The following is a 20,382-nucleotide window of genomic DNA, read 5'->3' as shown; positions in this document are numbered from 1 at the left end:
GCTCTGACAGGACCACGGCGCAGCACCCCGGTAGGCTTCGTGCGATGACGATCAACGGTGTCCTGCCTGCCCTGCTCACCGCGTACGACGACGATGGAGCTGTCAGCGTCGAACGGACCCGGTCGCTCGTCGGCCGGCTCAACGAGGCCGGCGTCGACGGGCACTTCGTCACCGGGACCTCGGGCGAGTACTACCTGCTCAGCGTCGAGGAGCGGCTGCAGATCCTCGAGACCGTCGCAGACGTGGCGGACGGACGCGAGGTCGTCTTCCAGGTCGCCCACTCCGACCAGCGCGCCGTGCGGGAGCTCGCGCGGCGAGCCGCCGACAGCGGCGCCACGGCCATCAGCGCCTCCATCCCGATCTACTACGGCTATAGCGACGACTCGCTCGCCGCGTACTTCCGGGACGTGCGCGCATCCAGCAACCTGCCCCTCCTCGGCTACACGATCCCGGCCTCCACCGGCCGCACCCTCGGTGCCGACCTGATCTGCGACCTCGCCGCCGAAGGGGTCCTGGACGGGCTCAAGTACACCTCGAGCGACCTCGCGGTCCTCGCTCGGATCCGCGCACGGGTCCGCGACGACTTCTCGATCCTCATCGGTTCCGACGAGCTGCTGGTCGCGGCTCTGTCACAGGGCGCCGACGGTGCCATCGGCGCCACCTTCAACCTCGCCCCCACGCTGTACACGGAGCTGTACCGCGCCGTCGGCGCCGGAGACCTCACCGAGGCGCGGCGCCTGCAGGCGATCGCCGTGGGGATGCTCGACGCCCTGGCCGGTGGCGGCGAGACGTTCCCGGCGCTGAAATCGGCCATGCGCTCCCGCGGCGTGGATGTCGGCCAGGCCCGCTTCCCCATGGCCCAGCACGACGGCGAGGACGACGCCCGGGTCGCCGCCGCCCTCGCCGAGGTCGACGGCCTCGCTGAGCACCTCATCGGCTGACTCTGCCTGCCTCTGCCTGACTCCGCCGGCCCGGATCTGCGTGTCGCCGCTCAGATCCCCAGGTCGACGCGGCGAGCACGCCGGCCATGCGCGTCGGCCCCGGCCTGCGCACCCCGCGCCCCGGCGGACCGCCGCCGCAGCAGGTCGTGCAGGAACAGAGTCGCCATCACGGTCTCGGTGACGATGAGTGCGAGCGTCGCGCCGACCGCGCCGGCCCATAGGACGGCCGGGATGCAGAGCGCCACATGGACGACTGCGCCGATCGCGGTGAGGCGCGCGACCAGGCCGTACCGGTGCTCGGCGTTGGCGTGCAGCGTGAGCACCGTCGTGATCCCGGCGATGATGATCATGACGCCGACCAGGCGCGTCGGCCAGATCGCCCCGACCATGTCCGCACCGAGGTACCAGGGGATCACCCAGCCGGCCCCGATCGCCAGGCAGGCACCCGCCGTCCCGTACGCGGCCACGACCCCGAGGCTCACGAAGCGGCGCATCCCCGCCACGTTCCCCGCCGCCATACGCGGCAGCATCGCATCGACCACTCCCCGCATCACCCCGCGCACGGCATTGCCGAAGCGCTCGGCGGCGCCGAAGAAGGCCACCTGGGATGGCGCCGCGAAGGCGCCCAGGGCCAGCGAGCTCGTCGAGGCGGTGACCACCACGGTCGCATTGGAGACGAACAGCGGCGCCGAGTCCCGCAGCGCCGTCGTCACGCCCAGCCGGGTCACCCGCACCACGCGCGCCGATCCCCACACGCGCACGAGCAGCCACCAGGCGATCACCGCAGCGAGCGCCTGCGGGGCCAGCTGCCACGCGACGGCGAGATCCATGTGCGCCGGATCGCGCACGGTCAGCAGCAGACCGCCGAGGGCGATGATCCGCGACAGCGACATCACCAGGGCGAAGGTGAGCATGCGGCCCATCGCCTGCAGCATCCAGCCCGGGTACCAGGCGCCGGCGAGCACCAGCAGCAGGCCCAGCATCATCGCGCCCGCGTGCTCGTGCAGCCCGGGGACGACGAGGGTCACCGCGATCATCACGACCGTGCAGACCAGCCAGATCACGGTCTTGGCCCACACCGTCTCCATGAGCACCTGCGACCGCTCCGCGACGGTGCGGGCGAGGCTGGCCCGGCGCAGCGCGCTGATGCTGAACCCGAAATCGGTGACGTGGATGACGACCTGCAGCACTGCCAGCAGCAGCATCACCACGCCGAGGTCGGCGACCCCCAGCACCCGGGCCAGGAAGGGCAGCGAGACCAGGGGGTAGGCGAAGCTCGTGAGGTAGCCCAGGGCGATCGTCACCGCGTCCGTGCCGGCACGGCGCCGGGAGTCGGGCCCGTTCACCGTCCCATCACCGGCCCGACGGGGCTCACGGAGCGCACCACCTGGAAGGATTCGGCCGACGACAGCCCGACCTGGCTGCCGCGGAAGCCGGCCAAGGATTGCAGAGCCCGCGCCGACCGCGGCCCCGGGTCCGGCTGCAGCTGAGAGGCGAAGCAGCGGAAGGCGTCGATCTTGGTCCGGACGGTCTCGGTGATGTCGACATGCCAGGACGGGGTGAACGTCGGCTCGGCCCCGGGAGCGTTCCAGAACGTCTCCGAGACGGTCTCGTACATGGCGACCGTCCGCAGATCCCGGCCGGCGCCGACGGGCCGGGTGACCACCATCGAGGCGTCGAACACGGTGCGGTGGTCGACGTGCCGGTCCGGGAACGGGATCAGCGCGAGCGTGGGCCGGTGCTCCTCGACCAGGGCCTGCAGCGGCCCGTTCAGCGTGGTCACGGCACCGCGCGAGAGCTCGACCGACGGCAGGTGCAGGAACTCCGAGACGGCGACACCGAGGAGCGCATGTGCCTCCCGCGCCTCCGCCTCGACCTCCTCGGCGATGCCGGCGGGGTACGTCGGCGGCAGATCCGAGCAGACCACGACGACGACCACCCTCCAGCCGTCGCCGGCCAGCCGGGCGATGGTGCCGCCCGCTCCGAGCACCTCGTCATCCGGGTGCGGGGCGATCACGAGGGCGCAGGGTGCATTCATGCGGTCAGGGCTCCTTCCCGCCGCCGGTCACGGCTGCCGGTCAGCGACATCTCGATCCGGTCGCAGACCTCGTCGATCTCCCGCGGCGAGGACGCCGGGGAGCTGGGCACCACGAGGGTCGTCGCGAACAGCCGCTCGGCGGTGCCGTCGACCAGGCGGGGGAAGCGGGAGGGGTCGGCGCACAGCGGCTGGACGTGCAGGGGCGTGAACAGCCGGCGGGTCTCGATGCCGTGGCGACCGAGCTCGTCGCCCAGCTCACCGGCGGCGATGCCCGAGTCCAGGACGAGCGCCGTGAGCCAGCAGTTGTCGCCGGCGTCGTCGCCACCGAGGATCCGCAGCCCGGGCACGCGTTCGCACAGCGCGCGGTAGCGCTCCCGATGGGCGCGGCGCGCGGCGAGGAACTCGTCGAGCCGCCCCAGCTGCGCCAGCCCCAGCGCGGCAAGCACGTTCGAGAGCCGGTAGTTGAACCCGTGCTCGCGATGAAGGTAATGCGGGACGTCCTCCCGGGCCTGGGTGGACAGGAACAGCACCCGGTCGGCGAGTTCCTCGTCGTCGGTCAGGACCGCCCCGCCGGCGGAGGCGGTGATGATCTTGTTGCCGTTGAAGGAGACCGCCGCCGCGCGCCCCTGCGACCCGGCGGGACGCCCTGCCCGGGTGGCGCCGAGGGACTCCGCGGCATCGACCAGCAGCTGCGCACCGTGCCGGGCGGCGATCGCCCCGAGGCGGTCATGATCGGCGACCTTGCCGTACACGTCCACCGGTAGCACCGCGGTGATCGGTCCGCCGACGCGAGCGGGATGCGCGAAGGCGGCGTCGACGAGCTCGGGTTCGAGGTTGCCGGTGTCGTCGGCGTCCACGAGCACCGGCGTCGCCCCGGTCTGCGAGATCGCGTTGAGGGTGGCGACGAACGTGAGGGTCGGGCAGATGGCCCGGTCGCCGGGGCCCACGCCGGCGGCCAGCAGCTGCAGGTGGAGAGCGGCGGTGCCGGAGGCGACCGCGACGGCGCGGGCACGGCCGGTGCGTTCGGCCAGCGCCGCTTCGAAGCGTCGCAGGTCCGGGCCGGCGGGAGCGATCCAGCCGCCGGCGATCGCCTCGCCGACGGCTCTCTGCTCCGCAGGGCCGACGGTGGGGACGGACACGGGGATGCGCGGGCCCATTCAGCTCACCGCCATGATCTGCTGGGGCTCCGCGGCCGCCACGGCAGCCGGCTCGGGCGTGGTGAACAGCGGGTCGTACCCCGAGGGGATCATCAACTCGCGCACGTGATCGGACCACTCCTCGACGCCGGGCAGGGTGGCGGGGTCGATCGAGGCGCAGCGGACCCGGCTGATGCCGTCGTGCTCGGTGCGATCGAGCTGCTCGTACTCGGAGAACAGCTCCTCGTGGAGCTTCTCCCCCGGCCGCAGGCCGGTGTACACGATGGCGCACTCGACGCCGGCGAGCTCCGCGATGGCGGTGGCGACGTCCACCATCCGCACCGGTCGGCCCATGTCGAGCACCAGGGTCTCCCCCGGCGCCCCGACGGTGACGGCGGAGAGCACCAGCGAGGAGGCCTGCGGGATCGTCATCACGAACCGCGAGACCTCGGGGTGGGTGATGGTCAGCGGGCCGCCGCGGCGCACCTGCTCCACGAACGTGGGCACCACGGAGCCGCGCGATCCCAGCACGTTGCCGAACCGCACCGAGACGAACGGCAGGCCGGTGCGCTCGGCGTAATGCGCGGTCAGCGCCTCGGCGACCCGCTTGGAGCGGCCCAGCACGCTGGTCGGGCTGGCGGCCTTGTCGGTCGAGATGTTCACCAGCCGCTCGGCCCCGTGGCGGGTCGCGGCCTCGAGCACGTTCCGGGTCCCGTGCACGTTGGTCATCCAGGCCTCCCGCGGGTAGCGCTGCAGCAGCGGGAGGTGCTTGAGCGCGGCGGCGTGGACCACCAGCTGGGGCCGGTGCTCGGCGAAGACCGCGTCCAGGGCGCGGGGATCGCGGATGTCGGCGAGGACGGTGTCGGGCGTGTCCAGCAGGGCGGCGCCGTTCATCGACATCTGCAGCTCGTGCAGCGCTGACTCATCGCGGTCCAGCAGGGACAGCCGGGCGGGATCGAGGCCGCGCAGCTGGCGGCACAGCTCCGATCCGATGGAGCCGCCGGCGCCGGTGACCAGCACGCGCTTGCCGGCGACCAGCTCGCGCACCGGGCCGAGGTCCGGCGCCATGGTGGTGTGGCCGTTCAGTGCTGTGAGCCGGCTGGTCAGGGCGGACATGTCGAGTCCGAAGGGGGTCAGCGGGCTCGTGGTGGCGGGGTCGCGGTCGAGGGAGTCGGGGCCGTGTCCACGGCCGAGCAGTCTGAGAATCATGACGAGAGTCCTTCCTGGCGGCGGGGAGTGAGGGCGAGAGCGAGGAGCAGCGGGACGGTGAGACCGGCGAGCGCTCCGGCGGGCAGGATGATGAGGGGGTCGGGGTCCTCGGGACCGGTGGGCAGGGTCGCCTCCTGGACGAGGGTCGCGGTGACCTCGATGGAGTCGGTCGAGGTGCTTTCGATGGAGGTGGCCAGCGCCGTCGCTGCGGCGTCGGCCGTGTCCTGCGCCTCGGCCGCGGTGTCACCGGTGCCGGTGATGGACAGGACCATCGAGCCGGGCGTCGCCCCGTAGGAGACGCTCGACTCGATCTGGTCGCGGGAGAGGTCCTGGCCGAGCAGTTCGCGGATGTCCTGGTGGACCGCGTCCGCGCGACCGAGATCGACATAGGTGGGCAGCCGTTCATCGACGAAGACCGTCGCGCTGAAGCCCGCGACGTCGCCGCCGGGCATCTCGGCCTCCACCAGCACCCCGGCCTCCGAGCCGTAGGTCCTCGGCAGCAGGGCCAGGGCGATGCCCGCGGCCACGAGGCCGACGACGAGGCCGATCAGCAGCCACGCCCAGCGGATGCGCAGCACTTCCCAGAATCTCTCCGACGTCATGCTGATTCCTCTCCGATAGGTACGCCGACCTGGCGATAGGCCGCGAAGGAGTCCTCCGCGAGATGGGTGAGGCCGAAGCAGGCACGCACCCGGGCCCGGGCGGTCTCGCCCAGGGCCCGACGTCGTGCCGGATCAGCGGCCAGCTCGCCGAGGGCCTGCAGCAGGCCCTCGGCGTCCGCGCGCAGCAGCCCGGTGACGCCGTCGATGACCACGTCGGCCATGCCGGTCACGTCGTGGGCGAGGACGGGGACACCGAGCGCCTGCGCCTCGAGCACTGCGATCGGCAGCCCTTCACCGGCGCTGGTGAACAGCAGGACGTCGGCCCGGGAGAGCTCGGCGAGCAGCGCGTCCCGGTCCAGCCAGCCGCTGACCTCGACGTCCGGGCCCAGCAGCTCCCGGTCGCCCTCCCCCAGCCAGCGGAAGACGGTTCCGGGATGCTGCTCGTGCCAGCGGCGCGCGACGGCGTCGAACTCGCGGGGCCGCTTCTGGGCGGCGATCCGGCCGACGTGGACGACGCGCAGGTCGCCGCCGGATGCGGCCTCGGGCCGGGGCAGGGCGGCGAGCTGCTCGGCGTCGACCCGGTTGCGCAGCACGGCGGTGCGGGCGCGGGGCAGGACCCGCTGCGCCAGGCGCTCCTCGGTCTCGGAGACCAGCAGCAGACGCGGGCCCAGCAGGGTCCCGGCCCGCTCCAGGGCCGTCAGCACCCGGCGGTGCAGGGTGCCGGCGTCGCTGCGGTCGAACGCGAAGCAGTGGGGGCTGTAGACGGTGCGGTCGCGATGCCCGGTCAGCACGGCCACGGCTCGTCCGATCATCCCGGTGCGGGAGGAGTGGAGGTGGACCAGCACGTCCCGTCGGGCCGTGAGCTCGGCCGTGGCGCGCACCAGCAGGGCCGGCAGGGCGGTGCGGGGGCTGCGGCTCCAGCGGAGCACGGTGACGCGGTCCCCGGCGAGCGCCTGGATCCGTTCCGGGGAGGGCGAATCGTGGCGGGGGACGTAGGCGAGGGTGACGTCGATCCCCGGCACGGCGCTCTGGGCGCGGGCGAAGGTGGTCACGGCGGCGAGCACGCCGGAGGAGGCGGCATCGGTGATGTGCAGGATCGACGAGGTCATGACCGCCCCCGATGCAGGTGCACCATGAGGACCAGCGGGAGCAGCGGGGTCAGGTGCTTGAGCGCGGAGCCGTAGTCCGGCTCGAACAGCGCCTGGACCACGAGGAAGGCGAGCAGCAGGGAGGCGGCGCGGGTGGCTCGCGGGGAGCGGGCGCCGACGAAGCGCCCGCCGAGGACGGGCACCAGCACCAGCGCCCACACCACGACGATCGCGATGCCGCTGGCCAGGTGGAAGGCTTCCCCGGAGACCAGCAGCTGCACGGGCACCACCATCAGCGCGAGCATGGCCAGTGCCGCGAGCACGCCGAGGGCCCCTCGGGCGTCCGGGGCGACGCTCTGGATCAGGGTGTTCACCTGCTCGCCGGCGCGCTCGGCGTTCGACCACTCGCGCGCCCCCTGCAGCCCGTGCCCGAGCACCGCCTGGAACAGGGGCTGGAGCACCGCGTAGGCGGCGGCGGGCAGGGCGACCAGCAGCAGAGGGTGGGCGGTGCGCGGCAGCAGGATCCGCCAGCCGATGTACATCACGGCGATGATCAGCCAGTACGGGCGCAGCGTGGCCCCGTAGGCGAGCGCTCCGCCGATCACGGCCAGCTCGCCCATGGCCGTGCTGAACCGGCCGCGCCCGTCGGGGATCACGACGACGAGCATCGCGACGCCCAGAGTGACCAGCTCCTTGGAGTACTGCGCGAGATAGGCCAGCGCCGGCACGAAGAAGGCCATGGTGACCAGCAGCGACGGCATCGAGAGCCGGGCGGTGCGCTCCCAGCCCACGGCGAGCAGGATCCCGCTGCAATAGAGCGCCACGCCGAGCAGCGCGGCCAGCGGCGGCGCCTCCCCGAGCCCGGCCAGCGCGTACAGATGGCCGACGCGCTCGAACGACTCGGCCTCGTCGACGAGGCTGCCGCCGTGGATCGTCAGCTGCAGCAGGCCGTCGTCCCAGAGGAAGTGCTCGGGGAGGTACGGCCTGATCCCGAGGGAGGCCATCAGCGCGCCGGCTGCGGCCAGCAGCACGAGGATCTGGTTGTCGATGCCTGCTTCACGGATCGCTCTCATGCCAGCACCTCGCAGGCGGCGGCGAACTCGTCGGCCATGGCGGTGGTGCGCACGTGGCGGGCCCGGTGGGACATCTCGGCCCAGGCGGCCGGGTCCTCGGCCAGCTCGAGCAGACGGGCGGCGGAGCGGGCGGCGTCGCCGTGGTGGTGCAGGGCGTGGTCGCCGTCGCGGGTGTCGGAGGCGAGGTCGCCGACGGGCGTGAGCAGACTGACCATCCCCGCGGCGAGCGCCTCGTGGGCCGCCATCGCGTAGCCCTCGAACTCGGAGGTCTGGATGAACACGTCGGCCTCGGCGGCCGCGCGGGCGATCGCGGCGCGATCGGCGGGACCGGTCAGCGTGACGGCGTCGGCGAGCCGCCGCCGGGTGATCTCGGCGCGCAGGTCCGCCAGGCCCCCGCTGTCGGGGCCGATGATGGTCAGGTGCGCCCCGGCGGGCGACTGCTCGCGCAGCTGCGCCAGGACCCCGAGGGCGACGTCCAGGCGCTTCTGCGGGGCGATCCGCCCCCAGGTCACCAGGCGCAGCTGTGCCCGCAGGGCGGGGGCGGCCGCGGTGTGGGCGGGCAGGGGCGCCGCGTCGGGACGCACGAGCACGGCGGGGTGGCGGGCGCCGGCGCGGCGCAGGATCGGCTCGGCGAGCAGGTCACGGGCGGCGATCGAGTCGCACAGCACGAGGTCGGCGCGCGGGAGGGCCCAGTGATGGACCAGCCGGTCCACAGGCTGGGTGAAGCGGGAGTTGTGGACCCAGATCGCCCACGGTCGCCTGCGCCCCAGTGCTCGGGCGAGGGCGCCGACAGCCACGCTGCGCCACAGGGAGGTGACCAGCACGTCGGGGTCCCAGCGGCGGAGCTGGCGCAGCAGAGCGAGGACGGAGAGCGGGGAGTTCAGGCCGGAGCCGACGACGTCGGCGGTCAGGACGGCCTGGTCCGGGTCCGCCGCGGCGAGGACGGCGATGCGGTACTGGATCCGCTCGTGGTCGGCGAGCTCCTCCCGCAGGTGCGCGGCCGCGGATTCGACGCCGCCGACATGCGTGCTGTGGATCAGGTGCAGGATGCGCATCACACGGCTCCGTCGCTGGTCAGGACGGCCTTGAAGGTGCGCAGCAGGATCGTGAGGTCCAGCAGCGGTGACCAGTTGTGGGCGTAGTAGACGTCGAGCTCTCGGGCCTGCTCCCAGCTGAGCCGGGAGCGTCCCGAGACCTGCCACAGCCCGGTCATGCCGGGGCGGACCCCGAGGCGATGCTCGGCGTCGCCGTCGTAGAGGGCGACCTCCGCGGGCCGCTGCGGGCGGGGGCCCACCAGGCTCATGGTGCCCTCGAGCACGTTCAGCAGCTGCGGGAGCTCGTCGATCGAGCTGCGGCGCAGGAACGCTCCCAGGCGGGTCACCCGCGGGTCCGCGGAGACCTTGAACAGCGGGCGGCCGTCGGCGTTCTGCTCGCGCAGCAGGGCCTCGAGCTGCGCGTCGGCATCCTGGACCATGGTGCGGAACTTGTAGATCTGGAACGGCTCCCCGTCCAGACCGATGCGCTCCTGGCGGTAGAGGGCGGGACCGCCGTCCTCACGGCGGACCGCCAGGGCGGTTCCCAGCAGTACCGGGCCCAGCAGCACCAGCAGCGCCGCGGCGCCCAGCAGGTCGAGGGCGCGCTTGCCCACCCGGGTGAGCAGGCCCGGCCGCGGGGGCGTCAGCAGCAGGCCGGGCCCGTGGGCCGTCATCAGCAGTTCGGTGCGCGAGCTGCGCACCCTGCCGGTGGGCTGGTGCAGGAGGAGCTCCACGCCGTCCCGGCGCAGCGCCCAGGCCAGCTGCTGCACGGTGCGGTCCGGGATGCCCGGCAGCAGCTCGACGCGGTCGGCGCCGCCGCGGGCCACGTCGTGCAGCACGGCGGCGACGACGACGCCGGGATCCTGGAGGGTCTCGGCGGAGAATCCGCGCACCCGCTGGGAGCGGCCGTGGCGGTGGCGGACGATCTCCGCCGCCGGGCAGACGATGATCGCCCGCGGCGGCACGGTACGATCGAGGACGAGACGCACCAGCGGCGTGCTGGCCCAGTGCGCGAGGGTCAGGGCGAGCAGCAGCACAGCCACGTCACCGCGCACGGCCTGCCCCCACAGGGCGGAGTGGGCGGCGAGGGCGGCGAGGGTGAACGCGGTCGCCACCAGCAGCGGCGCCGACCGGTGCCGCTCACCACGGCGGATGTCGAAGGCATGAGTCGCCAGCGCCAGCACGAACCACGCGGCTCCCGCGCCGAGCACCAGGGGCTCGGTGCCCACCACGGCCAGAATGCCGGCGGTGAGCCCGGCCGCGATCAGCGCGGCCAGGCCCCGGCGCCGCAGTGGGGAGGTCAGGATCGGCCAGGGGAGAACGGGGTGCGAGGGCAGGGCAGATTGGATCGTGGACACGATTCCTCCGACTCGGCACGGACAGGGATGCGGGCCCCGGCGACTGGCCCGGAGCACTTCCGCAACGTAGGCCTGCCGGGACCCGGATCACACCGGCTGGAGGCATAACCCGGTACGGGGTACGGGGAGAACCCGGTATTGAGGGGCGGGTACCCCTGTGCTGGGCACTGGGGTACCTGGTACTCTCCGTCCAGCTGATGCGGTCACGTGTCCAGAAAACGGAATCGACCTGCCATGCCCACTGCTGACTCCGCACTCCCGCCGATCTACGGGCGCGACCTCGCCCTCGACAGCGCCCGTGAGCTCGCCACCCGGGTGCTCGGTTACAGCGCCCAGGCCCTCACCATCGAGGGGCCTCCCGGCATCGGGAAGTCCACACTGGTCAAGCGCATCGCCGCAGAGCTGCGCCACCAGCAGACCTGGCGCGTGCTGGTCATCTCGTGCATGCCCGGGGACGCGGCGTACCCCGGCGCCGTCGCCGATCGCATCGTGGCGTCGATCGAGGCACCCGTGACCTCCACCGATCCGCTCGGGCGGATGATCGAGGCCTTCAACAGCGAGGCGATCGCGACCTGCCTGATCATCGAGGACGTGCAGTGGATCGACGACGCCACGGCCGAGGCCATGTGGCACATCGCGGAGACCTACCAGAGGGCCCGGGCGTTCTTCATCGTCACCGCCCGCACGGGCAGCTCGCCGTTCTTCGACCGCATCAGGTCCATCGCGACGACGGAGGTGCACGGCAGCCACCTCACCCTGCACCCGCTGGACGAGACCGCGATCAAGCATTTCGCCGGCGACAAGCTCGGCGTGCCCGTCCCCGATGAGTTCGCCGTGCGTCTGCACGGCGCGACCGGCGGCTCTCCGCTGCACGTCGCCATCGTGCTGGACCGGCTGATGGCCGCCGGTCCCGGCGAGCGCGATCTGGAGCTGGCGATCAGGAGCCTCGAGACCGACGTCTCGCAGCGGGCGGGCCGGTTCGACCGCGCCGTCCCGCAGATCCTCGTCGACGCCGACCCCTCCACCCGCGCCGTCCTCGAGCTGCTGGGCTTCGCGGACACCACGCTGCCGTCCTCGCTCCTGGACGAGGCGCTCGAGTCGCAGGGGCTGGCGCCGTTCTGCGAGCCCACGCTGCTGGCGACCGGGCTGGTCACCCTCGTGGACGAGGATCATGTCCGGCTGGTGCACGCCATGGTCGCGCGGGCGATCCGGTTCGCCACGCAGCGCAACCGCCGGGCCGTCGTGCACGCGGTGCTCGCCGAGCACGGCACCCGCGCGGAGCGGCTGCGGCACCGTCTCGCCCTGCTGAGCAGGCCGCCGTCCCCGCAGGCGACCGCGGAGCTCGTCGGCGAGCTCGCGGAGGAGGGCTACGCGGCCCTCGAACGCCACTCGTTCGACGTGGCCTTCGAGATGCTCGCCGCCGCCTCCTCCTTCGCTCCCGGCCCCGATCTGGTGGCCGCCGCGACCCGCGCGGCGGTCTCCGCGCGCCGTCCCGCTCTGCTGCGGCAGCTCGGAGCCTCGGCACTCGCCGCCGCCGACCCGCAGGTGCGCGGCGCCGTCCAGACGCTGCTGGCCATCGAGGACCATTCGCTCGCCGACAGCGTCCGCCACCTCGAGGCGGCACTGCGCGCGCCCCGCTCCACGGACGGCACCCTGCTGCTCGGCCACGCCGCCTCCTGGGCCGCGCGCCTGGCAGGATCGCTCGGGGAGTTCCACGTCGGCCGGCACGCCTTCGACGTCGTCGTGGACCAGCTCGCGGAGCTGCCCGACGCCCCGCCGGCGGAGGTCGCCAGCCTGCGCGGGATCCTGCGCTGCTGGGCACTGTTCGCCGACGGCGACGGGTCGTCCCGAGCCGGCATCACGGCCGACATGACCGCGATCGCCGAGGAGCTGGCCGCCACGCCGGGCACCGAGCCCGCGCAGCTGGCCATCAGGAGGATCATCGGCTCCCTGCTGCACCGCCAGGGCCACCCGGGCACCGCCCGCGAGCTGCTGGTGACCTCGTTCTCCTCGTCCGCGGAGGGCGCGTTCGCCATCCACACGCAGATGTGCCTGGCGCTCATGCACTTCGACGCCGGGCTCCTCGACGAAGCGCACGACGCGGCGCTGCACGCCCTGGGCGGGACCCTGCTGACCTCCGAGGACGCCGGCGCCCTGTTCGCCTACGCCGTCGCCGCGCTCACCGCCGGCATGCGCGGCGAGACCGATCGTGCCCAGCGCTTCCTCCGGCGCATCGACGGCTCGCCCTCCGCCCTGCGCACGACCACCGGTCTGACCGCGGTGGAGGAGCTGGCACGGGCCTGGCACGCCGTGCGCGCGGGAGACGACGCGGCGGCGACCGAGCACCTGCAGACGATCGACGAGAACGTCTCCGGCTGGCGGCTGGTCGGCCTGGCCCCGGCGATGATCCTCGCGCGGTCCCTGGCCGCGACGGGGCGCACCGGCGAGCTGCCCACCCTCATCGACCGCATCGAGGACCCCGCGATCCCCTACGCCGAGCGGGCCCGCGCGGGCATCGCCTCGTACGCGCGGGCGCTGCTGGCGGCCTCGCGCGGGGACCGGGAGGACGCGGCCCGTCGGCACCTCGACGCGGTCGAGCACTTCGACGCCGTGCCGCCGCTGCGCCCCTCCCTCGCCGGCCTGCCCGGCGGCGGGCTGCGCCTGTACCGCGCCTTCGCGGCGCTGGACGCCGCCCGTCACGTCTTCTCCGACGCCGGCGCCTCCGCCGCGGCGAGGGAGCGCGCCCGGCTGCTGGCCACCCAGGCGGCGAACGCCTTCGCCCGGTCCGGGCTGGAGCGGCTCACCGCGCAGGCGAACAGCCTCGCCGTGCCGGCGGCGCCGGTGGAGGACCAGCCGGAGCGCCCTGCATCGCGCAGCTCCCTGCCCCCGGTGCTCGCCTACCTCACCAAGCGGGAGCAGCAGATCGCGATCATGGTGGGCGAGGGCCTCAGCAACCGGGAGATCGCCGAGTCGCTGTACATCTCCGTGCGCACGGTCGAGTACCACGTGCGCAACACGCTCGCGAAGCTCCGCCTCTCCTCGCGGGTCGAGCTGCGCCGCATCGTGCGCGGTCCGCACCACGGCGAACCCAGGGAGGTGCCCGTAGGCTCGCGTCCATGACCGACGCTCTGCCTACTTTGCCCACGCCGCCCACGCCGCCCGTCCCGCCCCGCCGCCCCACCGAGCGGATCGTCCACGGCGACACCGTCGTCGATCCCTACGAGTGGATGCGCGACAAGACGAACCCTGAGGTCATCGCGCACCTGGAGGCGGAGAACGCCTACGCCGACGCGCGCACCGCGCACCTGGCCGGGCTGCGCGAGGCCCTGGTGGGCGAGTTCGTCGGCCACACCCAGGAGACGGACCTGTCCGTCCCGGTGCGCCGGGATCACTGGTGGTACATCACCCGCACCACGGCCGGCAACGACTATCCCGCCTTCACGCGGGTGGCGGACACCGGCTCGATGCCGCAGGTGGAACCGGGCACCATGCTCGAGGGCGAGCAGGTGCTGCTGGATGCGCAGGCCGAGGCCGCCGGCGCGGAGTTCTACTCCCTCGGCGGGCTCGCCCCCTCCCCCGACCACACCCTGCTCGCCTACGCCGTGGACACCGCGGGCGATGAGCGCTTCACGATCCGCATCAAGGACCTGAGCTCCGGGGAGATCGTCGACGAGGTGGTCACCGGGGCCGGCTACGGCCTGGCCTTCTCCGCCGACCAGCAGTGGCTGTTCTACGCCCGCATGGACGAGGCCTGGCGCCAGCACCAGATCTGGCGCCACCGCCTCGGTGCGGCGGCGGAGACGGACGAGCTCGTCCTCGAGGAGAGCGACGAGCGGTTCATGATCGGCTTCGACCGCTCCCGGGACGGCTCCACCCTCGTGATCCAGGCGGGTTCGACGACGACGTCGGAGGCCTGGCTGCTGGACCTGGCCGACCCCACCTCGGCGCCGCGGCCCGCGGGTGGCCGACGGGACGGCGTGGACTACACCGTCGAGCATGCCGGGGACCGTCTGCTGATCGTGCACAACGCGACCGCCGAGGGATTCGCCCTGGCCGAGGCACCGCTGCAGGACCCCTCGGCCTGGACGGATCTGCTGGTCGCCGGTGAGGGCGAGCGCCTGCTCGCGGTCGAGGCCTTCGCCTCCTTCGCGGCGCTCGAGCTGCGCAGCGGCGGGCTCGCGAGCGTGCGGCTGCTGCCCCGCCGGGCCGACGGGTCCCTCGACCTCGAGGCCGCGCGGGAGGTCAGCCACGGGGGCGAGCTGGACACCGTCGAGCTCGACGCGAACCCGAACTGGGACCAGACCTCGCTGCGGTACGAGCTCACCAGCCTACTCACCCCGCCCACCATCGCCGAGGTCGACGTCGCCGGGGGCGAGGTCAGCGTCCTGCGCCGCACCCCGGTGCCGAACTACGACCCGGAGCTGTACGTGGAGCGGCGGGAGTGGGCGCGAGCGGCCGACGGCACCGCGATCCCGATCTCCCTGGTGGCACGGCGGGAGGTCGCCGCCGAAGGCACCGCCCCCGGCTACCTGTACGGCTACGGCTCCTACGAGGTCTCCGTGGACCCCTCCTTCGTGCCCACCCGGCTCTCGCTGCTGGACCGCGGCGTGGTGGTCGCCATCGCCCACGTGCGCGGCGGCGGGGAGATGGGCCGGGCCTGGTACGAGCACGGCAAACTGCTGGAGAAGAAGAACACCTTCAGCGACTTCGTCACCGCGGCCGAGCATCTGGTCGAGACGGGGCTGGTGGCCCCGGACCGGCTCGCCGCCGAAGGTCGCAGCGCCGGCGGCCTGCTCATGGGCGCCGTCGCCAACCTCGCCCCGGAGCGGTTCCGGGCCATCATCGCCGGGGTGCCGTTCGTCGACACGCTGACCACGATCCTGGACCCGTCGCTGCCGCTGACGGTGGGCGAGTGGGAGGAATGGGGCAACCCCGTCGACAGCGCCGAGGTGTACCGGTACATGAAGGAGTACACCCCCTACGAGAACGTGCGCGCGGTGGACTACCCCGCGATCTTCGCCGCCACCTCCCTGAACGACACCCGCGTCTTCTTCGTCGAGCCCGCGAAGTGGATCGCGCGGCTGCGCGAGACGGTCACCTCGGATCCGGCCGAGCGCCCGATCCTGTTCCGCTGCGAGATGGTGGCCGGGCACGGCGGGCGGTCGGGCCGCTACCGCAAGTGGGAGCAGCGGGCCGACGAGCTGGCCTGGCTGCTCGACCAGCTCGGGGCCACGAGGCTGCTGTGACTTCTTGACACGTAATGCACGTCACCTTACGCTCACGGCGAGGCGAAAACGTATCGAAACTTTTCGCCAGTCGACGAAGGAGACGACATGAAGCGACGCCAGATTCTCACCGCCGGCGCCCTGGGTGCCGGGGCCCTGGGTGCCGGGGCCCTGGCCGCGGTGCCCGCCGCCGCACAGGCCCGAGGCCCGAAGCAGGACGACCGGGACAAGCGCACCCCGCCCGGCCTCGCGAAGAAGGACACCCTCGCCTTCGCCGCGGGGACGACGCTGAAGATCGGCTCCGCCGTGGCCGGCGGCGGACACCACACCAGCCAGCCGTACCCGCCGCCGTTCACCGACGACGAGACCTACCGCGAGCACCTCGCGACCGAGTTCACCTCGCTCTCGGCCGAGAACCAGATGAAGTGGGACCACCTGCGCCCGGACCGCGACACCTTCGCCTTCGCCGATGCCGACGCGATCATGGACTTCGCCACCGAGCACGGCCAGGACGTGCGCGGGCACACCCTGCTGTGGCACAGCCAGAACCCCGCCTGGCTCGAGGAGGGCGACTTCAGCGCCGACGAGCTGCGCGCGCTGCTGAAGGAGCACATCGACACGGTCGTCGGCCGCTACCGGGGCCGGATCTCCCAGTGGGACGTGGCCAACGAGATCTTCGACGACGACGGCAACCTGCGCACCAGCGACAACATCTGGATCCGCGAACTCGGCGTCGAGATCGTCGCCGACGCGTTCCGCTGGGCGCGCGCCGCCGACCCGGGCGCCCTGCTGTTCTTCAACGACTACAACGTCGACGGGATCAATGCCAAGTCCGACGCGTACTACGCGCTGATCCCGGACCTGCTGGCCGACGGGGTGCCCGTGGACGGCTTCTCCACCCAGGGGCACCTGTCCATCGAGTACGGGTTCCCCGGCGACATCACCGAGAACCTGCAGCGCTTCGCGGACCTCGGGCTGCACACCGCCGTCACCGAGCTCGACGTGCGCATGCCGCTGCCGGACGGCGCCGAGCCCACCGAGGCCCAGCTCGCCCAGCAGGCGGACTACTACCGCCGTGTCACCGAGGCCGCGCTCGCGGTGGACGGCTGCGACTCCCTGACCCTGTGGGGCTTCGTCGACACCTACTCCTGGGTGCCGGCGACCTTCGAGGGCCAGGGCGCCGCCTGCGTGCTGTGGGAGGACTACACCCGCAAGCCCGCCTATCACGCCGTCCAGGACGCCCTCGCCGAGGCCAGCGGCCGCGCGGACCACCCGGCTCTGCGGGACTGAGGACGAGCGGGCGCGGATCAGAACGCCGGGATGATGGCTCCGCTGTAGGTGTCCTCGATGAAGGTCCGCACGTCGTCGGAGTGCAGCAGCTCATCGAGCGTCACCAGGGCCTCGTTCTCGGCGTCCTCGGTGCGGACCACCAGGAGGTTCGCGAACGGGTTGCCCTCACCGGACTCGAGCACGAGGGCGTCCTCGGCCGGGTTCAGGTCCGCCTCCAGGGCGATGTTGCCGTTGATCACCGCGGCCGCGTAGTCGGCCAGGGTGCGCGGCAGCAGGGCGGCGTCGACCTCCGGGAACGTGAGGTTCTTGGGGTTGTCCTCGACGTCGTCCGGGGTGGCCTCGGTGGGCTCGACGCCCTCGGCGAGGGTCAGCAGCCCGTTCTCGGCGAGCAGCGCGAGGGCGCGGCCGCGGTTGGTGGGGTCGTTGGGTACCGCCACCTCGTCGCCGTCGGCCAGGTCATCGAGGCTGGTCAGCGAGTCGGCGAAGACGCCCAGCGGCTCGATGTGCACGCCCTCGAAGGGGGTGAGCTCGTAGCCGTTCTCCTCCATCTCGGTCTCGAGGTAGGGCAGGTGCTGGAAGAAGTTCGCCTCGACCTCGCCGTCGCTGAGCAGGCGGTTGGGGATCTTGTAGTCCGTGACCTCCTCGATCTCGATCTCCAGGCCGGCGTCGGCGGCGAGGTTCTCGCTGATGAAAGCGAGGATCTCGGCGTGGGGCTGCGGGGAGGCGGCCACCCGCAGGGTGGTCACGCCGCTCTCGTCGGCCGTGGGGCTCTCCCCCTGGGAGCCTGCGCCGCAGGCCGAGAGGGACAGGGCTGCCAGGCCGGCGCCGGAGGCGAACAGGGTGCGGCGGTTCAGGGTGCTCATGGTTTCTCCTGGGGGTGGGATGCGGGTCAGGCGGTGCGGGCACGGTGGTCGACGGCTCGGGACAGGCGGGCGCCGATCATCTGCACGGCGACGACGATGATGATCAGCAGGATCACGGTGGCCACGGTGATCTCGGTCTGGTAGCCGGTGTAGCCGCGGTTGTAGGCGAGCTGACCGAGGCCGCCGCTGTTCACGGAGCCGGCCATGGCGGTGTAGCCGATCACGGCGATCGTGGTGGTGGTGATGGAGCCGATGATGCCGGGCAGGGCCTCGGGGATCAGCACCTGGCGGATGATCTGCCAGCGGCTCGCGCCCATCATCGACACGGCCTCGATCTTCCCGGCGGGGATCTCGCGCAGGTTCAGCTCGAACAGGCGGGCTGCGAAGGGGACCGCGGCGACGGTCAGGGCGAGCATCGCAGCGTTGGGGCCGGTGGAGCGGCCCACGATGAACGCGGTGACCGGGATCAGCGCGATGATGAGGATGAAGAAGGGGAACGAGCGCAGCACGTTGACCACGAAGCCGACGACCTGGTTGACCCCGCGCAGCCAGGTCGAGCGGGCACCCTCGGTCTCGAACAGGGCGATGCCCAGCGGCAGCCCCAGCACCACGGTCAGGATCATGGTGCACACGGTCATGTAGAGGGTGACGCCGACGGCCTGCCACAGGCCGTCCTCCCACTGCCACAGGATGGGGTTCTGCGCCCACTGCTGGAGGGTCTCGATCATGCCGCCACCTCCTCGGTGATGATCTGGGCGACGACGCCGGCCGACTCCAGCTCGCGCAGGAACGAGGCCAGGCCGTCGTGGCTGATGGGCCGCCCGGAGTCGTTGCGCAGCGCCAGCTGGACGCGGCCCACCTGGCGGCCGCCGATGGTCTCGATGGTGCCGGCGACGATCCCGGCGCGGGCGCCGTGCTGCTCGGCCAGGCGCACCAGGTCCTCGCTGGTGCGCAGCTCGGGCGAGTCGCCGTAGTTGCAGTTGACGATGGTGGCGTCGATGCCGGTGGGCACCGGCGGCAGCGGGATCAGCTCGGCGGCCAGCGGCCCGTGCGGGTCGGCGGCGACGTCGACCAGGTCCCCGCTCTGGGCGATCCGTCCGTCGGCCAGGAGGGTGACGGTCTCGCAGACCTCGCGCACCACGGCCATCTCGTGGGTGATGATCACGACGGTGATGCCGAGGCGTTCACGCAGGTCACGGATGAGGCGGAGGATCTGGCGGGTGGTGGCGCCGTCCAGTGCGCTGGTGGGCTCGTCGCACAGCAGCACCTTGGGCTCGGCGGCGAGGCCGCGGGCGATGCCGACGCGCTGGATCTGCCCGCCGGAGAGCTGGGCGGGATAGTTGTGCTCGCGACCGGTCAGGCCCACGAGCTCGACCAGCTCGGCCACGCGCTCGCGGCGGCGTTCGCGGGGCACCCCGGCGATCTCCAGCGGGTGGGCGATGTTCTGGGCGGCGGTGCGGGAGTCCAGCAGGTTCGCGTGCTGGAAGACCATGCCGATGTTGCGGCGGGCGGCACGGAGCCGGGCCCCCTCGAGGGCGGCGACGTCGGTGCCATCGACCTCGACCCGGCCCGAGGTGGGCTTCTCCAGTCCGGTCAGGCAGCGGATGAGGGTGGATTTGCCGGCGCCGGAGCGGCCGACGATGCCGTGGACCCTGCCGGCGTCCAGCTGCAGATCGATGCCGTCGAGCGCGGCGACAGAGCCTCCCCCGCCGGGCGCGGGGAAGACCTTCGTGAGGCCGTCGAGAGTGATCACACTCGGGATTGAAACATCCCCCAGGCGGTATCCCGCACCCTCGTTCACACGAGGCAATACACCTCACGCTTTCGGGGGCCATAAGGCGGGGCCAGGTCACACCGCCGCCTCACCTCGAGACGCGGGCGGCAGCGCCATGACATCTGTCATCGCCGCCCGGTGAGGACGCCACAGCAGCCGGTGAGCCACCGCCCTACCCGAGGAGTCCGCGCGGCGGAAGAGTGAAGCCATACCGATTGCACACTCCCGAGGAGCTTCACATGGTCAACGACATCCTTCAGCAGCTCGCCACCTGGGTCGACGGCATGGAGACCTGGCAGCAGGTCCTCGCGCTGATCCCGATCGGGGCGATCCCCTTCATCGAGTCCTTCTTCGCGGCACTGCTGGGCACCGCCGCCGGCATCCACCCGGCCATCGCCATCCCCGCGGCGGTGGTCGGGAACATGATCTCGACCTTCGCCGTCATCGCCCTGTCCGGCCGTGCCCGCGACGCCGTCTCCGGCCGCCGCGAGCGTCCGGAGAAGAAGACCTCGAAGATCCGTCAGAAGGTGGCGGCCGCCCTGGACAGGTACGGCGTTCCCGGCGTCGCCCTGCTGGGCCCGTTCGTCATCGCCTCCCAGATCACCGCGCCCACCCTGGTCGCCCTCGGCGCGACGCGCAGCCGCGTCTACCTGTGGATGGGCGTCTCGATCACCGCCTGGGGTCTGCTGTTCGGCCTCTTCGGGAACCTGCTGTCCACGGCGCTGTAAGCTCGCGACCAGCAGGGAAGGGA

General features: G+C 72.6%; 17 protein-coding genes. 5 read left to right on the top strand and 12 right to left on the bottom strand.

All coding sequences use genetic code 11. The features are described 5' to 3' along the window. Positions 1-44 precede the first annotated feature (44 nt). Entirely contained in the window at positions 45-941 is an 897-nt protein-coding gene (locus ACFQS2_RS02455; RefSeq protein WP_377792611.1) for a dihydrodipicolinate synthase family protein, read from the top strand. A 50-nt stretch (positions 942-991) separates the two neighbouring features. Here ACFQS2_RS02455 and ACFQS2_RS02450 read toward each other — a convergent pair whose 3' ends face one another. The 9 genes from ACFQS2_RS02450 to ACFQS2_RS02410 are packed head-to-tail and all read right to left on the bottom strand — an operon-like array spanning position 992 to position 10,479. After that, positions 992-2,287, bottom strand: a complete 1,296-nt coding sequence (locus tag ACFQS2_RS02450) for a lipopolysaccharide biosynthesis protein (RefSeq protein ID WP_377792610.1) — start codon at positions 2,285-2,287, stop codon at positions 992-994. Next, positions 2,284-2,979: a PIG-L deacetylase family protein gene (locus tag ACFQS2_RS02445; protein WP_377792609.1), complete on the bottom strand. Its 696-nt coding sequence runs from the start codon at positions 2,977-2,979 to the stop codon at positions 2,284-2,286. The genes ACFQS2_RS02450 and ACFQS2_RS02445 overlap by 4 nt, the downstream gene beginning before the upstream one ends. Beyond that, complete coding sequence (locus tag ACFQS2_RS02440; RefSeq protein WP_377792608.1) at positions 2,976-4,136, bottom strand: DegT/DnrJ/EryC1/StrS family aminotransferase; 1,161 nt, start codon at positions 4,134-4,136, stop codon at positions 2,976-2,978. Before ACFQS2_RS02440 ends, ACFQS2_RS02445 begins: the two co-directional genes overlap by 4 nt. Then, a complete protein-coding gene (locus ACFQS2_RS02435; protein WP_377792607.1) occupies positions 4,137-5,324 on the bottom strand; it encodes a polysaccharide biosynthesis protein in 1,188 nt (395 codons plus the stop codon). Then, positions 5,321-5,926 (bottom strand): hypothetical protein, encoded by a 606-nt coding sequence (locus ACFQS2_RS02430; protein ID WP_377018803.1) that lies wholly within the window; start codon positions 5,924-5,926, stop codon positions 5,321-5,323. Before ACFQS2_RS02430 ends, ACFQS2_RS02435 begins: the two co-directional genes overlap by 4 nt. Continuing rightward, positions 5,923-7,035: a glycosyltransferase gene (locus ACFQS2_RS02425; protein ID WP_377018802.1), complete on the bottom strand. Its 1,113-nt coding sequence runs from the start codon at positions 7,033-7,035 to the stop codon at positions 5,923-5,925. The genes ACFQS2_RS02430 and ACFQS2_RS02425 overlap by 4 nt, the downstream gene beginning before the upstream one ends. Continuing rightward, the gene (locus tag ACFQS2_RS02420) at positions 7,032-8,087 is read right to left on the bottom strand and encodes a hypothetical protein (protein ID WP_377018801.1); all 1,056 of its coding nucleotides are present in this window, start codon (positions 8,085-8,087) and stop codon (positions 7,032-7,034) included. Before ACFQS2_RS02420 ends, ACFQS2_RS02425 begins: the two co-directional genes overlap by 4 nt. Beyond that, a complete protein-coding gene (locus tag ACFQS2_RS02415) occupies positions 8,084-9,142 on the bottom strand; it encodes a glycosyltransferase family 4 protein (RefSeq protein WP_377792606.1) in 1,059 nt (352 codons plus the stop codon). Before ACFQS2_RS02415 ends, ACFQS2_RS02420 begins: the two co-directional genes overlap by 4 nt. Next, positions 9,142-10,479, bottom strand: coding sequence for a sugar transferase (locus ACFQS2_RS02410; protein WP_377792605.1), 1,338 nt, complete (start codon positions 10,477-10,479; stop codon positions 9,142-9,144). Before ACFQS2_RS02410 ends, ACFQS2_RS02415 begins: the two co-directional genes overlap by 1 nt. A gap of 234 nt (positions 10,480-10,713) precedes the next feature. On the opposite strand from ACFQS2_RS02410, the gene ACFQS2_RS02405 reads away from it, so the two are divergent. The 3 genes from ACFQS2_RS02405 to ACFQS2_RS02395 all read left to right on the top strand — a co-directional run bounded on the left by ACFQS2_RS02405 (position 10,714) and on the right by ACFQS2_RS02395 (position 16,994). Beyond that, a complete protein-coding gene (locus ACFQS2_RS02405; RefSeq protein WP_377792604.1) occupies positions 10,714-13,599 on the top strand; it encodes a LuxR C-terminal-related transcriptional regulator in 2,886 nt (961 codons plus the stop codon). Then, positions 13,596-15,725, top strand: coding sequence for a S9 family peptidase (locus ACFQS2_RS02400; RefSeq protein ID WP_377018797.1), 2,130 nt, complete (start codon positions 13,596-13,598; stop codon positions 15,723-15,725). The genes ACFQS2_RS02405 and ACFQS2_RS02400 overlap by 4 nt, the downstream gene beginning before the upstream one ends. A gap of 87 nt (positions 15,726-15,812) precedes the next feature. Further along, a complete protein-coding gene (locus tag ACFQS2_RS02395; protein ID WP_377018796.1) occupies positions 15,813-16,994 on the top strand; it encodes an endo-1,4-beta-xylanase in 1,182 nt (393 codons plus the stop codon). 17 nt (positions 16,995-17,011) lie between these two features. On the opposite strand, the gene ACFQS2_RS02390 is transcribed toward ACFQS2_RS02395, so the two are convergent. Genes ACFQS2_RS02390 through ACFQS2_RS02380 form a run of 3 tightly spaced genes read right to left on the bottom strand, consistent with a single transcriptional unit; the run spans position 17,012 to position 19,610 of the window. Beyond that, positions 17,012-17,857, bottom strand: a complete 846-nt coding sequence (locus ACFQS2_RS02390) for a MetQ/NlpA family ABC transporter substrate-binding protein (RefSeq protein WP_377792603.1) — start codon at positions 17,855-17,857, stop codon at positions 17,012-17,014. A 26-nt stretch (positions 17,858-17,883) separates the two neighbouring features. Further along, complete coding sequence (locus tag ACFQS2_RS02385; RefSeq protein WP_377018794.1) at positions 17,884-18,585, bottom strand: methionine ABC transporter permease; 702 nt, start codon at positions 18,583-18,585, stop codon at positions 17,884-17,886. Further along, positions 18,582-19,610, bottom strand: a complete 1,029-nt coding sequence (locus ACFQS2_RS02380; RefSeq protein ID WP_377018793.1) for a methionine ABC transporter ATP-binding protein — start codon at positions 19,608-19,610, stop codon at positions 18,582-18,584. Before ACFQS2_RS02380 ends, ACFQS2_RS02385 begins: the two co-directional genes overlap by 4 nt. A 260-nt stretch (positions 19,611-19,870) precedes the next feature. On the opposite strand from ACFQS2_RS02380, the gene ACFQS2_RS02375 reads away from it, so the two are divergent. Continuing rightward, positions 19,871-20,359: a hypothetical protein gene (locus ACFQS2_RS02375; RefSeq protein ID WP_377018792.1), complete on the top strand. Its 489-nt coding sequence runs from the start codon at positions 19,871-19,873 to the stop codon at positions 20,357-20,359. The last annotated feature ends 23 nt before the right edge of the window (positions 20,360-20,382 follow it).

Origin of the sequence: Brachybacterium sp. GCM10030267 (assembly GCF_042666875.1) — a bacterium.
Lineage (GTDB): Bacteria > Actinomycetota > Actinomycetes > Actinomycetales > Dermabacteraceae > Brachybacterium.
This window is presented reverse-complemented; position numbering and strand designations above follow the sequence as displayed.